Raw genomic sequence first — 14,345 nt, 5'->3', positions numbered from 1 at the left:
GAGAGAGAAAGAGTGCTCCCCACAGATGTCGCTGCAGGTGTAAGCCCGTGAACCGTAGGTTCAGGGCGGGAACACTGCCTTCGCCGTAGGCTTCTCGGTACCTGCCGAGCATGCGCAGTAGCGCCGGAAAGTGAACCCTTGGTATGTAGCATCGGCCAGGGACATAACCCGCTGACGAGCACCACAGGGAGCGTGTAACTTGTCGGGCCCGGGGCCCGGGACGGTTCGATCTTTTGAGACCCTGGGGTCGCAGAAACCGGTTTGCCGTCACTAAAGGCTGTCACCAGAGGTGGCTGCCATACCGGACTCAAATGAGCCTCGGTAGAGAAGAGTGCTCCCCGCAGATGTCGCTGCGGGTGTAAGCCCGTGAACCGTAGGTTCAGGGCGGGAACACTGCCTTCGCCGTAGGCTTCTCGGTACCTGCCGAGCATGCGCAGTAGCGCCGGAGAGTGAACCCTTGGTTGATAGCATCGGCCAGGGACATAACCCGCTGGCAAGCATCACAGGGAGCTCAGTAATTGTAGAGCGATTTACCGTTCGGTGCCTTGCTCTGTAAATCCAGACTACTGCGAGTCTGAGCCGGACTCAACCGATTTTGGCTGCGCCACTTCACGTTTGCGCAAAGCCTGTTCAATGGCATTTTCAAGTGCTTGAATTTTCTTCGATCTCTCCTGCATTTCCCGTTGAGTACGGGTTTCCAGGCTCATCAATTCATGGGTGAGATTGAGGGCGGCCATCACCGCCAACTGATCGATGGAGAGCAGGGCGTTACGCTGTTTGAGCTCAAGAAAACGCTGGTTCAGCTGGTGCGCGACCTGCTGCAGGGTGGCCTCCTCCCCAGGGGGGCAGGCGATGGTGTAGACCCGTTCGAGAAGCGTAATTTCTATGGTGTTTGAGCTCATTCTGGGTTCCGCTGTTTTGGCCGGGTACGGACTATATGCCGCGAGGGCCGATTCTGCAAGGCGATGCCCCCTGTTATGCCTTATGGTTAGCCGGATCTCAATACGGCTGTAACACCTTGTATCAATGAATGAACAGCAGAAACTTCGGCCTGGCTGACAGTGCAGGGAAGATATGGAGCACGACCTGCCGCCGTGATAGCATGAGCTCACTTCTACTGCGGGAATAGAACAGATGAAATGCAACTCACCTTTACTGCTCAATAAGCTGGATGCGGCGCTGAGCAAAGCCGGTTTGACCATGCTGCCCAGTGAATTCCACGGCCTGATGACCGGCCTGATCTGCGGCGGCATTCGCCTGGATAAGCGCGGTTGGCAGGAGAGCTTCCTGGCCCTGGCCAACGAAGGCCAGCCGTTCGGTGAGGAGTTGGAGAAGGTGATGAAGGAGGTCTATCGCTGCATCGATAAGAGCCTGTCTGAAGATCCTGAAGTGCCGTTCCAGCCGTTGCTGCCCGATGAAGATGAAGCCCTGGCGGTGCGCCTGGAATCTCTGATTGAGTGGATCCAGAGCTTCTTCCTGGGTCTGGCCCGGCTGCAGCCCACCTTTAATACGGTCGGGGGCGAGCTGGGTGAAATGATCGGCGATCTGCGAGAGATCACCAACGTTGAGTTCGACGTAGAAGACAACGAAGAGAATGAACAGGGCTTCCGGGTTCTGGTGGAGCACGTGGTGGACACCTGCTGGAAAGCCCTGCTGGAGTTCGGCACCCTGCCCGGCGACAAGACCCTGCACTGAGAACAATAACTAAGGATTAGCGCCCAATGGAGATTAAGGATTTCAAGGCACAGCGTCAGCAACTGATGGCCAGCCTGCCCGAAGGCAGTGTGGCCCTGCTGTTCGCCGCCCGGGAATGCACCCGTTCCAACGATACCGAGTACCACTTTCGCCAGAACAGCGACTTCTTCTACCTGACCGGATTCAATGAACCCGATGCCCTGCTGGTGTTGCGTCCCGGTCAGACACCGGAGTCGGTGATCTTTGTCCGGCCCACCGACAAGCTGGCGGAGATCTGGCATGGCCGCCGCCTGGGGGTGGATGCCGCCCCAGAGGCGCTGCAGCTGGATGCCGCATTCAGCGTGGAGCAGATGGCGGAATTGCTGCCGGACCTGGTCAATGGCGCCGATACCCTGGCCTGGCTGCCCGGCCAGGAAGGCTACAGCGACGAGGCGGTGTCCGCCCTGATGGCCACCCTGCGAGGCGGCTTCCGTCAGGGACGCCGCGCCCCCACCCAGCAGCTGGATCTTCGCGCCCAGCTGCATGAGATGCGTCTGCACAAGAGCGACGCCGAGGTGGCGGTGATGGCCCGCGCCGGTGAGATCAGCGCCAAGGCCCATGTGCGGGCCATGCAGGCCTGTCGCCCTGGCTTGTACGAGTATCAGCTGGAAGCGGAGATCAACCATGAGTGCGTCATGCACGGTGCCCGCTTCATGGCCTACAACTCCATCGTGGGGGGCGGTGACAACGCCTGCATCCTTCATTACACAGAGAACGAATCACTGCTCAAAGAGGGCGACCTGGTGCTGATCGACGCCGGTTGCGAGCTCGAAGGTTATGCCGCCGACATCACACGCACCTTCCCGGTCAATGGCCGCTTCACCGAAGAGCAGAAGGCGATCTACGCCCTGGTGCTTGAGGCTGAGAAGACCGCCATTGCCATGATCAAGCCCGGGGTGTCCATCAAGGAGGCCAACGACCAGGTGCTGAAGATCATGGTTTCCGGCCTGGTGGAATTGGGGCTGCTTCAGGGAGAGGTGGATGAACTGATCGAGCAGGACGCCCACAAGGCGTTCTATATGCACGGCCTGGGTCACTGGATCGGCATCGACGTTCACGATGTGGGTGACTACCACACCGCCGAGCGCACCCGCCCTCTGGAACCTGGCATGGTGCTGACCATCGAGCCCGGACTCTACATCGGCCCTGACGCCGAGGTGGACCCCAAGTGGCGGGGCATCGGCATCCGGGTGGAGGACGATGTGCTGGTTACCGAGGAGGGCCACCGGGTTCTGACCGGTGACGTGCCCAAGGAGATCGACGAGATTGAGGCCCTGATGGCCGGGTAATCCCATGGATCAGTTTGATATTGCCATCGTCGGCGGTGGCATGGCCGGTGCCACCCTGGCACTGGCCCTGGCAGGACAGCAACAGCAGGGGCGGCGCTGGCGCATCGCCCTCATCGAGGCGCACGCGCCCCACAGCCAGACCCACCCCGGCTTCGACAGCCGGGCCATCGCCCTGGCCCATGGTTCGGTGGCCCGCTATCAGCAGTTGGGGTTGTGGAATGCCCTGGCACCCCATGCCGCGCCCATCCACACCATCCACGTCAGTGACCGTGGCCATTGGGGCCAGGTGAAGATGACCGCTGCCGAGCAGGGTGTGGATGCCCTGGGGCAGGTGGTGGAGCTGGAAAGGGTGGGACCGGTGCTGCATCAGGCCCTGGCACAGACCCAGGTGGTGCGCTTCTGCCCCGATGCCCTGGCCAAGCTGGAGCAACAGCCACAAGCCTGTCAGCTGACCCTGGAGTCCGGCGCCCAGCTCAGTGCCAAACTGGTGGTGGCCGCCGACGGCGGGCCCTCCCTGGTCAGGCAACAGCTGAAGCTGCCGGTGAGTCGCAGTGATTATGGCCAGGTGGCGGTGATCACCAATGTGGAGCTGAGCCGCGGTGGCGACATCGCCTATGAGCGCTTCACCGACGAGGGGCCCCTGGCCCTGCTGCCCATGACCGGGGGGCGTTACTCCCTGGTGTGGGTACGCCATGAAGATCAGGCCGAAGAGTTGATGGCCCTGGAGGATGAGCCCTTCCGCCAGGCACTGCAGCGGGCCTTCGGCTATCGTCTTGGCGAAGTTAACCGGGTGGGCAAGCGCTTTAGCTACCCCCTGGTGCTGCAGCGCATCGAGCGCCCCATCCATCACCGGGTGGCCCTCATTGGCAACGCCGCCCAGACTTTGCACCCCATCGCCGGGCAGGGGTTCAACCTGGGGATGCGCGATGCCCTGACCCTGGCGGATCGGCTGGCACAGGCGCTGGAGCAGAGCGAGGACCCGGGCAGCTTTGCCCTGCTGGACGATTATGCCCAGGGGCGCAAACCGGACGTGGACCGCACCGTGGGGCTGACCAACAGCCTGGTCAAACTGTTTTCCAATAACAATTTCCTGCTTCAGGTTGGTCGCAACCTGGGGCTTATCGCCATGGACCTGTTCCCCTCGCTGGGGCAGGAGATGGTGTCCCACACCATGGGACAGGGATCCAAGAGAAGGAGCGCAAGGTGGTAACGGCACAATCGGTTCAGGTAGCCATCGTCGGCGGTGGCATGGTGGGCATGGCAACCGCCATCGGGCTGGCCAAGGCCGGCATCAGCGTTGCGGTCATCGATCGTGAAGAGCCCACCCCGGCCAGCGGCCCGGCGGACCTTAGGGTCAGTGCCATCAACCGCGCCAGCGAACTCTACCTGAAGCAGCTGGGCGCCTGGCCCCGCCTGCCCAAGGAGCGGGTCTCCCCCTACACCGGCATGCGGGTCTGGGACAAGGACAGCATCGGCGTCATCGAGTTTGATGCCAGGGATTACCATCAGCCGGATCTCGGCCACATCATCGAGAATCGTTCCATCGCCTACGCCCTGTGGCAACAGGCCCAGAGTGAGCCCAAAATTCGCTGTTTTGTCGGCGCGCCGCAATCAGTGGCGTTCGGCGAGCAGGAAGCCTGGCTGACCCTGGCAGACGGCGCCATGCTCAGTGCCCGGTTGCTGGTGGCCGCCGACGGTGCCAACTCCTGGTTGCGTCAGCAGCTGAACGTGCCCCTGACCTTCCGCGACTACGGTCATCATGGCCTGGTGGCCACGGTGCAGAGCAGCCGCCCCCATGAGCGGGTGGCCCGTCAGGTGTTCCTGCCCCAGGGGCCTCTGGCGCTGTTGCCCCTGCCGGACGCCAACCAGTGCTCTATCGTCTGGTCCCTGCCACCGGAGCAGGCCCAGGCGCTGACCGAGTGCGATGCCGAGACCTTCTGCCGCAAGATCAGTCTGGTCAGCGAAGGGGTCCTGGGCAAAATCGAGGTGGTCAGCGATCGTATGGCGATCCCCCTGACCATGCGTTATGCCCGCGACTTCGTCCTGCCCAGGCTGGCCCTGGTGGGGGACGCCGCCCACACCATTCATCCGCTGGCGGGCCAGGGGGTGAACCTGGGGCTGGCGGACAGCGAGCAGCTGGTGAGTGTCCTCAAGGAGGCCGCAGACCGTGGCTGGGACCTGGGGGATCTCAAGGTGCTGCAGCGCTACGCCCGCCCGCGCAAGGCGGCGGCCCAGGAGATGATTGCGGCGATGAGTGGATTCAAGTGGTTGTTCTCAGGACAAGATCCTGTGAAAAAGGGGGTGCGCGACATAGGTCTGGCCCTGGTCAACCGCATGCCCGGTTTAAAGCAGAAGTTTATCGCCCAGGCACTAGGCATTGCTGCCTCAAACCTAAGGTGATTTTGTATACAAACAGGCTGGGTTGGGTATAATGCGCCCAGCCCCTAAAATAGACCCTGATCACAAAAGGGCATAAAGCCAGACAAGGAACACAAATGGCGAATCAAACCGTACTCTACGCGAAGCACCTGGAGTCCAACGCGAAGATGGTGGATTTTCATGGCTGGGACATGCCGATCCACTACGGCTCCCAGGTTGAGGAACATCATCAGGTCCGCACCGACGCCGGCATGTTCGATGTGTCTCACATGACCGTGGTAGACATTACCGGTGCCCAGGCACAACCCTTCCTGCGCAAGCTTCTGGCCAACGACGTGGCCAAACTCACCCAGCCCGGCAAAGCCCTTTATGGCGGCATGCTCAACGAGCAGGGGGGCGTCATCGATGACCTCATCACCTACTATCTGAGCGACAACCACTACCGCATGGTGGTGAACTCTGCCACCCGGGAGAAAGACCTGGAGTGGATCGGCGCCCAGGCCCAGGGATTCGAGGTTTCCGTGACCGAACTGCCGGAACTGGCGATGATCGCCGTCCAGGGCCCGAAGGCGGTGGAGCGCACCGCCACCGTGCTGGATGACGCCCAGCAGGCGGCGGTTGCCGGCATGAAACCCTTCTTCGGCGTGCAGGCGGGCGACCTGTTTATCGCCACCACGGGCTACACCGGCGAAGCCGGCTATGAGATTATGGTGCCCCAGGACCAGGCGGCGGACCTTTGGGATAAGCTGCTGGCAGCCGGGGTAAAACCAGCTGGCCTTGGCGCACGTGATACCCTGCGTCTGGAAGCGGGCATGAACCTCTACGGCCAGGATATGGACGAGAGCGTCAACCCTCTGGCGGCCAACATGGGTTGGACCGTGGCCTGGGAGCCGGCGGACCGCGACTTTAACGGTCGTGAGGCCCTGGCCCAGATCAAGGCCGAGGGCACCCACAAGCTGGTGGGCCTGGTGATGACCGACAAGGGCGTGCTCCGCAGCGGTTTGAACGTCTTTTTCACCGATGCCGACGGCAAGGAACAGCAGGGGGTGATCACCTCCGGCAGCTTCTCGCCTACCCTGGGTTACTCCATCGCCATGGCGAGGGTACCCCGCAGCGTGGGCGAGGAGGTAGAAGTGGAGATGCGCAAGAAGCGGGTTACCGTCAAGGTAATCAAGCCCAGTTTCGTGCGTAATGGCAAACAAGCCTTTTAAGAGATTGATGGGGAAACAACAATGAGCAACATTCCATCCGAACTGAAGTACACCAGCTCCCACGAGTGGATCCGTCCCGAGGGTGACAACGAGTACACCATCGGCATCACCGAGCACGCCCAGGAGCTGCTGGGTGACATGGTGTTCGTGGATCTGCCTGACGTGGGCGACGAAGTAAACGCCGGCGACGACACCGCCGTGGCCGAGTCCGTTAAGGCGGCCTCCGACGTTTACTCCCCTCTGACCGGTGAGGTGGTGGCCATCAACGAGGAGCTGGAAGACAGCCCTGAGCTGGTCAACAGCGACCCCTTCGGTGACGGTTGGCTGTTCCGCGTGCGCATCAGCGACGAGGCCGAGCTGGCCAACCTGCTGGATGCGGAAGGCTACCAGGCCGTCATCGACGACGAGTAACATACCGACTGATTAAAGCCCCCGCAGAGGGGCTTTTGTCTTCTTATCTGAGCCGCCCTGTACCCTGGACGCGGCATCACAAGGATTATTGGATAATGAGCGAGCAGCAGTCTCTGTCCCAACTGTTTAACCGGGACGAGTTCCTTCCCCGCCATATTGGCCCCACCCTGGCACAGCGTCAGCAGATGCTGGAGTTCGTCGGCGCGACCTCTCTGGAGGATCTCACCGGCCAGATCGTGCCGGAAGGGATTCGTCTTCAGGGCCCCCTGGGGATCGGCGATCCTCAGCGCGAAGTGGACGCCTTGGGAACACTGCGCGGCTTTGCCGAGCAAAACCAAGTGTTTACCTCCTACATCGGCATGGGTTACTACAACACCCATGTGCCCCATGTGATTCAGCGTAACGTGCTGGAAAACCCGGGCTGGTACACCGCCTACACCCCCTATCAGCCGGAGATCGCCCAGGGCCGCCTGGAAGCGATCCTCAACTTCCAGCAGCTGACCATGGACCTGACCGGTCTGGACTTGGCCTCTGCCTCCCTGCTGGATGAGGGCACCGCCGCCGCCGAGGCGATGGCCCTGGCCAAGCGGGTGTCCAAGAACAAGAAATCCAACCTGTTCTACATCGCCGACAACCTCTTCCCCCAGACCATCGACGTGGTGGTGACCCGGGCCAAGCACCTGAACATCGAGGTGCAGGTGGGCCCGGCCGAGGAAGCGGCGGATCACGACATCTTCGGCGTGTTGCTGCAATACCCTGACCGCAGCGGTCAGGTGACCGATTTCTCCTCCATCGCCGAGGCGGTGAAGGCCAAAAAGGGTATCGTCTGTGTCGCCTCCGACCTGCTGGCCCTGGTGAAACTGACCGCCCCCGCCGAGCTGGGTGCCGACGTGGTGCTGGGCAGTGCCCAGCGCTTCGGTGTGCCCATGGGCTATGGTGGTCCCCACGCCGCCTTCTTCGCCACCCGCGACGCCTACAAGCGCTCCATGCCAGGGCGTATCATCGGTGTGTCCAAGGACACCCGGGGCAAGCCCGCCCTGCGGATGGCGATGCAGACCCGTGAGCAACACATCCGTCGTGAGAAGGCCAACTCCAACATCTGTACCGCCCAGGTGCTGTTGGCCAACATGGCCTCCTTCTACGCCGTCTACCACGGTCCAGAGGGTCTCAAGCGCATCGCCGAGCGCACCCACCGCCTGACCACCCTTCTGGCGGCGGCGCTCAAGGGTGCCGGCATCTCCCTGGTGAACGACAGCTGGTTTGACACCCTCACCTTCGAGGTGAGCGATGTGGACGCGGTGCTGGCCCGGGCCAAGGTCGCCCGCCTGAACCTGCGGGTGGACGGCGGCAACCGTCTGGGCGTCAGCCTGGATGAGACCACCACCGCCGAGGCGCTCAAGACCCTGTTTGCGGTGATCGTCGACAAGGGCGAGCTGGACCTGGACTCTCTGGATGCGGCCAGCAGCAGCCCTCTGAATGATGCCCTGGTGCGCAGCGACGCCATCCTCAAGCACGAGGTGTTCAACGCCTACCACAGCGAAACCGAGATGCTGCGCTACATCCGTCGCCTGGAAGGCAAGGATCTGGCCCTGAACCACTCGATGATCTCCCTGGGCTCCTGCACCATGAAGCTCAACGCCACCGCCGAGATGATGCCGGTGAGCTGGCCCGAGTTCGCCAACATGCACCCCTTTTGCCCCCAGGAGCAGGCCCAGGGGTATCGCAAGATGGTGGACACCCTGGCCGACTGGCTGGTGAAGGTGACCGGTTACGATGCCATGAGCATGCAGCCCAACTCCGGCGCCTCCGGTGAGTACGCCGGTCTGCTGGCGATCAAGGAGTATCAGGAGTCCATCGGTGAAGGCCATCGTGACATCTGCCTGATCCCAAGCTCCGCCCACGGCACCAACCCGGCTTCCGCCATGCTGGCCAGCCTCAAGGTGGTGGTGACCGCCTGTGACGCCAACGGCAACGTGGATCTGGATGACCTGCGCGCCAAGGCGGAAGAGCACGCCGAACGCCTGTGCTGCGGCATGATCACCTACCCCTCCACCCATGGGGTGTACGAGGAGACGGTGCGCGAGATCTGCGACATCATCCACCAGGCCGGCGGCCAGGTGTACATGGATGGCGCCAACATGAACGCCCAGGTTGGGGTGACCACCCCGGGCTCCATCGGCTCCGACGTGTCCCACCTGAACCTGCACAAGACCTTTGCCATCCCTCACGGTGGCGGCGGTCCCGGCATGGGCCCCATCGGCGTCAAGGCGCACCTGGCCCCCTTCGTGGCCGGCCACTCCGTGGTGAAAACCGGCGCCGAGTCCCAGCACAATGGGGCGGTCTCCAGCGCCCAGTACGGCTCTGCCAGCATCCTGCCCATCAGCTGGATGTACATCGCCATGCTTGGGGATCGCGGCCTGGCCGAGTCTACCCAGGTGGCCATGCTCTCCGCCAACTACCTGGCCAAGAAGCTGGGCGCGCACTATCCTGTGCTCTACACCGGCCGTAATGACCGGGTGGCCCACGAGTGCATCATCGACCTGCGCCCCCTGAAGGAGAGCAGCGGTGTCACCGAGATGGACGTAGCCAAGCGCCTGATGGACTACGGTTTCCACGCCCCTACCATGAGCTTCCCGGTGGCGGGCACCCTGATGGTGGAACCTACCGAGTCCGAGTCCCAGGTGGAGCTGGACCGTTTCGTCGAGGCCATGGTCAAGATCCGCAAGGAGATCGACAAGGTGCAGTCCGGTGAGTGGCCGGCGGACAACAACCCGCTGCGCAACGCCCCCCACACCCAGGCGGACATCATGGACGAGGCCTTCGGTGAGCGCCCCTACAGCCGTGAGCTGGCGGCCTTCCCCACCCAGGCTACCCGCGAGGGCAAGTTCTGGCCTACGGTGAACCGCATCGATGACGTGTTTGGCGACCGCAACCTGTTCTGCGCCTGTGTGCCCATCGACGCCTATCAGGAGTAAGGGCTGCGAATAGCAGAAATGAAAAGCGAGCCTCCGGGCTCGCTTTTTTGTTTGCCAGGCTGAACAGCCAGCCCGGTACCCCAATCCTGCCGGGCCGAAACTTGGCAATGAAAATCCTGGCGTAGGGACGACCTTAATCAGCTAACTCGCCTATTCTTAAAGGGAATTGGGCTTAATGGAGTGAGCCGGACGCCATGGGAAACTGGCTGGAGTTTGTCGCCGGGCTGGGGATCTTCCTCTATGCCATGCAGCGGCTGGAGAGCGCACTGGGCACCCTGGGGGAGGATACCTTTCGCCGGGTGCTGCTTCGTGCCACAGGCTCCAATGCCGGCTCAGTGGCCAGCGGCACTCTGGCCACCGCCGTTTTGCAGAGCAGCTCCATGGTGGGGTTGATGGTGCTTGCCCTGGTGGGCAGCGGCCTGCTGCCCCTGTCCAACGCCATCGGCATGATCATCGGTGCCAACCTGGGGACCACAGTCACCGGCTGGCTGGTGACCCTGCTGGGGTTCAAGTTGTCGCTGTCCACCATAGTGTTGCCACTGATGGGGGTGGGGGGACTCATCTATATCTGGGGTGAGGAGCACAGCCGTCGACGGGCCGTTGGCCTGACTCTCTTTGCCATAGGGCTGCTGATCTTTGGCCTGGATACCATGAAAGAGAGCGTTGCTGGCCTGAAGGAGGGGTTCAGGCCGGAGGCCTATGCTCACCTGGGCAACTTCTCCTATCTTTTGGTGGGTCTGGTGTTTACGGCCATCATCCAGTCCAGCTCTGCTTCCATGCTGATTACCCTCAACGCGCTCAGCGCCGGGCTGGTGGATCTGCCGGCGGCGGCGGCGATCATCATCGGCGCCGATCTGGGCACCACCATCACCATAGTGGTTGGCGGTCTCAAGGGCAGTGACAACAAGCGAAGGGTGGCGGGTGCCCACGTACTGTTTAATCTGGGGACCTCCATCCTGGCCTACCCCCTGATCACCCCAGTATTTGGCCATCTCTATCCCTGGTTGAATTTTACCGATCCCCTCTATGGGCTGGTGGTGTTCCACAGTCTGTTCAACCTGATTGGGGTGGTGCTGGTGTTCCCCATGATGGGCGGCTTGGCCAAACTGCTTAAACGCATGTTCCATACGCCGTCACCCGCCATGGACAGGCTGATGATGGACATTCCACCGGATCAGGTGCCCATCGCCACTCTGGCCATCGATCGGGCCCTGCGCGAATGCTGTCAGCTGGCGCTCCTGGTGAACAATCGGGTACTGAAACTGCCCATGCCGTCGGCGACTGGGGGGGCAGAGGATGCCCCGGCGAGGGCCAGTTATCCGGAGGAGTACCGGGCACTGAGGGATAGGGAGGGGCAATTGAGCGCCTTTATTCTGGAGGTTCTGGCTCATGCTCAGGAGCGAGAAAAACCAGCCTTGCTACGGGCGTTGAAACTGCTGCGCCACCTGGGCTATGCCACCAAGGCGGTCAAGGACATACGAGAAGATCTTCGCCATGCTTCGGTGGCAGACCGCGAGCTGATGCGCCTCAAGCGAGAGCGCACTCAGCTGGAACAGCCCAGGCTGGAGCAGATAACTGGCTGGCTGGCAGAGCCCCACCGGGTTGTTGATACCGAGGCTTTGCATCAACTTCAGCGCCAGGCCCGCAAGGACCACCTGGAGTTTATCGACCGCATCTACGGCTGGATCCGTGAGGAGGCGATCCAGGGGGAGACCTTCATCGTTCTCACCAACCTGAGCAAGCACCTGCAGAATATGCAGAAGCAGTGGGTGAGCTGTCTCGAGCTGATGGGCCCACTGCCTGAGCAGGTGTAAGTGATCTCATTACATTTGATTACATTGCGGGATTTCCGAATGCTGCATAATGTCTGACCTTATCCGCGATTGCGCTCTTGCCGCATAAGTGGATGGGAGGAGCGTGAGGCGATAGCGCTTACGTTTCCACAAATTCATCAATTTTGGTGCCTGATGGGCGCCGATTGTTGGATTTTCCAATCAGTTTTTCAAGGCCGTTCCCGCCAATCCCGACAGCGTCCGGTGGGTCCGGTCATTTTTTTGTCCGCGTTTTGACCTTCCGGTCTGTTCAGCACGATCTCAGTTCCTATCGATGCAATCTGCAGTATGATGCCCACAGACAGTGCGATTCCACTGATGCCGTGACTCGGGTGCCCTCATCATGAACAAGCAGATTAAATACGATGCCTATCAGATGATCCTGTTTGATGCTGTGGCATCAACAGGCAGCTTTACCAAGGCCGCCGAGCGGCTCGATGTGTCGATCTCCCATGTCAGCAAGCAGGTGAAGGACCTGGAGCAGAGGCTGGGAGTAAAGCTGATCAAGGTGAACTCCCGGCACCTGACCCTGACCCGTGAAGGGGCCATGTACGCCGAGTCCTGCAAGCAGGTGGTCAGCATGATGAAGCAGGCGTCGGACCAGGTCATGGATTGCCGGGATGAAGTCAGCGGCCGGGTGCGTATCGCCATGTCCCACTCCTTGGGGGCCAGATACATTCAGTCCATTGCCGAGCGGCTGAACAGAGACCATCCTGATCTGATCCTGGAGGTCACCCTGGGGGATTGTCGGGTGGATATGCTTGAGGATGACGTCGATCTGTGGTTTACCACCAGCAATGAGATCACCCCGGGCTATATCGCCCAGAGGTTGTGTGATATCCGCTTCCTGCTGCTGGCCTCCCGGGAGTATCTGACCCGACATGATGCCCCCCGTCATCCCCGAGACCTCGAGGGGCACAACTGCATCACCTACCAGAGTAAGACCCGGGATTACCACCGCTGGTCCTTTAGCCAGGCAGAGCAGCGCCATGAGGTAGAGGTCAGTGGTAACTTTGTTATCGACAGCGCCGAAGTGATTCTGGATGCCGTGGTGGCGGGTATGGGCATCGGCTATATCGCCGATTATCTGCTGCTCAAGCAGCCGGGGGCGGAGAAACTGGTCACCCTGCTCGATGACTGGAAGGCCGATCAGACGATGCCGGTGTACGCCGTCTACCCATCTCGTACCGCCCTGCCTAACAGGTTGAAGGCGGTGATCGAGGTGGTTCGGGCACACCTGAACACCTCCCCTGACTGATTTCACTTAACTCTTTCAATAATCCGTTCTGCCTTGGCGGGAAAAGCAGCTTTTCCCGCTGGATCTGTTTGACCCCGACTCTCACCGATACCATGACTCCATGTCTGGAAACTGCCGATACAGCAGCAGCTTTCGGTTATTTACTTATTGTTTTTAAAAAGCTTTGTTGAGCTGGAGGCCTGGTATGACCGTGGTAAATAAGGATGAGAAGACCAAGGGGATCCGCCAATACCATATCGGTATGGTGGAGGGGGATGTGGCGGAGTACGTCCTGCTCCCGGGAGACCCTTTCCGCACCGACATCATAGCCAACTATCTTGAGGACGCCAAACTGGTGGCCCACAAACGGGAGCACAAGACCTACACGGGTTACTACAAAGGGGTGCGGGTTTCGGTGACCTCTACCGGCATGGGCTGCCCCTCTACCGCCATCGCCGCCGAGGAGCTGGCCAACATTGGTGCCAAGGTGTTTATTCGTCTGGGAAGCTGTGCGGCGCTGCAGGACGAGATCAACATTGGCGATCTGGTGGTGACTACAGGGGCGATGAAAAACGAGGGCACCTCCAAGTTTTACGTGCCCGACAACTTCCCCGCCATCGCCGACCTGGAGATCACCGCCGGGCTGATCGAGGTGGCCAAAGAGTACTGCGCCGATAAGGACCCACAGGTGCATTGGGGAATCACCTCAACGGACGACTCCTTCTATGGCGAGAGCCCGGAGTGGATCCAAAAGCTTATCGACCTTGGGCTGAAGAATATTGAGATGGAAGCCTCCGCCCTGTTTACCGTGTGTCATCGCCGTGGACTGCGCGGTGCCACCATCTGCGCCGTGGCAGCCAATCACAAGCGGGCGGAAAACTTCTGGGGCAAACGCAACATCCCTCTTGAGCAGGGCATCGAGCTGGAGACAGAGGTCGCCCTGGAGACCATCTATCGGCTGCATCAGTCTGGTCTGGCGCTGTAACCCCGGGCGGGAGAGCACTCTCCCGCTCACTGATTCACCCTGCTTGAGGATTTGACCATGAGTGTGGAGCTACTGGGGTACCTGGGTTCAGCCCTGATCACCGTGTCGCTGTTATCGGCCAATGTCTATTTTCTAAGAACCTTCAACTCCCTGGGGTGCCTCATCATGGCGGGGTATGGGCTGGCCATTGAGGCCTATCCGGTGACCCTGATGAATGTCATCTGCGTGGTGATCAACCTGACACAGATGGTCAAGGCCCGGCGAGCGTCCAGTCGCCGGGCTGTGTGAGCCT

Annotated in this window: 12 protein-coding genes and 2 other RNA genes; 11 read left to right on the top strand and 3 right to left on the bottom strand. The window is 61.0% G+C overall.

The features are described 5' to 3' along the window. Positions 1–12 precede the first annotated feature (12 nt). The 3 genes from ssrS (ACN0RV_RS06015) to ACN0RV_RS06005 all read right to left on the bottom strand — a co-directional run bounded on the left by ssrS (ACN0RV_RS06015) (position 13) and on the right by ACN0RV_RS06005 (position 902). A non-coding RNA gene (gene ssrS, locus ACN0RV_RS06015) (6S RNA) lies at positions 13–193 on the bottom strand. Positions 194–331: 138 nt separating this feature from the next. Beyond that, positions 332–512: non-coding RNA, 6S RNA (ssrS, locus tag ACN0RV_RS06010), on the bottom strand. Positions 513–563: 51 nt separating this feature from the next. Continuing rightward, positions 564–902: a cell division protein ZapA gene (locus ACN0RV_RS06005; protein ID WP_417346473.1), complete on the bottom strand. Its 339-nt coding sequence runs from the start codon at positions 900–902 to the stop codon at positions 564–566. Positions 903–1,134: 232 nt separating this feature from the next. Between ACN0RV_RS06005 and ACN0RV_RS06000 the strand changes: the two genes are divergently transcribed. The 11 genes from ACN0RV_RS06000 to ACN0RV_RS05950 all read left to right on the top strand — a co-directional run bounded on the left by ACN0RV_RS06000 (position 1,135) and on the right by ACN0RV_RS05950 (position 14,341). Next, positions 1,135–1,695 carry a UPF0149 family protein gene (locus ACN0RV_RS06000; RefSeq protein ID WP_417346471.1) on the top strand — a complete coding sequence of 187 codons (561 nt, stop codon included), beginning with the start codon at positions 1,135–1,137 and terminating at the stop codon, positions 1,693–1,695. 26 nt (positions 1,696–1,721) lie between these two features. Beyond that, positions 1,722–3,023 carry a Xaa-Pro aminopeptidase gene (gene pepP, locus ACN0RV_RS05995; protein WP_417346469.1) on the top strand — a complete coding sequence of 434 codons (1,302 nt, stop codon included), beginning with the start codon at positions 1,722–1,724 and terminating at the stop codon, positions 3,021–3,023. 4 nt (positions 3,024–3,027) lie between these two features. Further along, complete coding sequence (ubiH, locus tag ACN0RV_RS05990) at positions 3,028–4,233, top strand: 2-octaprenyl-6-methoxyphenyl hydroxylase (RefSeq protein WP_417346467.1); 1,206 nt, start codon at positions 3,028–3,030, stop codon at positions 4,231–4,233. After that, positions 4,227–5,423, top strand: coding sequence for an FAD-dependent oxidoreductase (locus tag ACN0RV_RS05985; protein ID WP_417346465.1), 1,197 nt, complete (start codon positions 4,227–4,229; stop codon positions 5,421–5,423). The genes ubiH and ACN0RV_RS05985 overlap by 7 nt, the downstream gene beginning before the upstream one ends. Before the next feature lie 95 nt (positions 5,424–5,518). Next, positions 5,519–6,613, top strand: coding sequence for a glycine cleavage system aminomethyltransferase GcvT (gene gcvT, locus ACN0RV_RS05980; protein WP_417346463.1), 1,095 nt, complete (start codon positions 5,519–5,521; stop codon positions 6,611–6,613). A 21-nt stretch (positions 6,614–6,634) separates the two neighbouring features. Next, complete coding sequence (gene gcvH, locus ACN0RV_RS05975) at positions 6,635–7,024, top strand: glycine cleavage system protein GcvH (RefSeq protein WP_286341420.1); 390 nt, start codon at positions 6,635–6,637, stop codon at positions 7,022–7,024. A 95-nt stretch (positions 7,025–7,119) separates the two neighbouring features. Continuing rightward, on the top strand, positions 7,120–9,999 hold the full coding sequence (gcvP, locus tag ACN0RV_RS05970; RefSeq protein WP_417346462.1) for an aminomethyl-transferring glycine dehydrogenase: 2,880 nt from the start codon (positions 7,120–7,122) through the stop codon (positions 9,997–9,999). A 194-nt stretch (positions 10,000–10,193) separates the two neighbouring features. After that, entirely contained in the window at positions 10,194–11,813 is a 1,620-nt protein-coding gene (locus ACN0RV_RS05965; RefSeq protein ID WP_417346460.1) for a Na/Pi cotransporter family protein, read from the top strand. 361 nt (positions 11,814–12,174) lie between these two features. Then, on the top strand, positions 12,175–13,089 hold the full coding sequence (locus ACN0RV_RS05960; RefSeq protein ID WP_417346458.1) for a LysR family transcriptional regulator: 915 nt from the start codon (positions 12,175–12,177) through the stop codon (positions 13,087–13,089). 184 nt (positions 13,090–13,273) lie between these two features. Next, a complete protein-coding gene (locus ACN0RV_RS05955) occupies positions 13,274–14,053 on the top strand; it encodes a nucleoside phosphorylase (protein ID WP_417346456.1) in 780 nt (259 codons plus the stop codon). A 57-nt stretch (positions 14,054–14,110) separates the two neighbouring features. Further along, a complete protein-coding gene (locus ACN0RV_RS05950; RefSeq protein WP_417346454.1) occupies positions 14,111–14,341 on the top strand; it encodes a uroporphyrinogen decarboxylase in 231 nt (76 codons plus the stop codon). Positions 14,342–14,345: the final 4 nt, after the last annotated feature.

Origin of the sequence: Ferrimonas sp. (assembly GCF_048263965.1) — a bacterium.
Lineage (GTDB): Bacteria > Pseudomonadota > Gammaproteobacteria > Enterobacterales > Shewanellaceae > Ferrimonas.
The sequence above is the reverse complement of the archived record's forward strand: the minus strand, read 5'-3'. Positions and strand labels throughout refer to the sequence as shown.

What these genes read in the sequence shown, in the direction of transcription:
- ACN0RV_RS06005 (WP_417346473.1), bottom strand. Translation starts at nt 902, where the DNA reads ATGAGCTCAAACACCATAGAAATTACGCTTCTCGAACGGGTCTACACC.
- ACN0RV_RS06000 (WP_417346471.1), top strand. Translation starts at nt 1,135, where the DNA reads ATGAAATGCAACTCACCTTTACTGCTCAATAAGCTGGATGCGGCGCTG.
- pepP (WP_417346469.1), top strand. Translation starts at nt 1,722, where the DNA reads ATGGAGATTAAGGATTTCAAGGCACAGCGTCAGCAACTGATGGCCAGC.
- ubiH (WP_417346467.1), top strand. Translation starts at nt 3,028, where the DNA reads ATGGATCAGTTTGATATTGCCATCGTCGGCGGTGGCATGGCCGGTGCC.
- gcvT (WP_417346463.1), top strand. Translation starts at nt 5,519, where the DNA reads ATGGCGAATCAAACCGTACTCTACGCGAAGCACCTGGAGTCCAACGCG.
- gcvH (WP_286341420.1), top strand. Translation starts at nt 6,635, where the DNA reads ATGAGCAACATTCCATCCGAACTGAAGTACACCAGCTCCCACGAGTGG.
- gcvP (WP_417346462.1), top strand. Translation starts at nt 7,120, where the DNA reads ATGAGCGAGCAGCAGTCTCTGTCCCAACTGTTTAACCGGGACGAGTTC.
- ACN0RV_RS05965 (WP_417346460.1), top strand. Translation starts at nt 10,194, where the DNA reads ATGGGAAACTGGCTGGAGTTTGTCGCCGGGCTGGGGATCTTCCTCTAT.
- ACN0RV_RS05960 (WP_417346458.1), top strand. Translation starts at nt 12,175, where the DNA reads ATGAACAAGCAGATTAAATACGATGCCTATCAGATGATCCTGTTTGAT.
- ACN0RV_RS05955 (WP_417346456.1), top strand. Translation starts at nt 13,274, where the DNA reads ATGACCGTGGTAAATAAGGATGAGAAGACCAAGGGGATCCGCCAATAC.
- ACN0RV_RS05950 (WP_417346454.1), top strand. Translation starts at nt 14,111, where the DNA reads ATGAGTGTGGAGCTACTGGGGTACCTGGGTTCAGCCCTGATCACCGTG.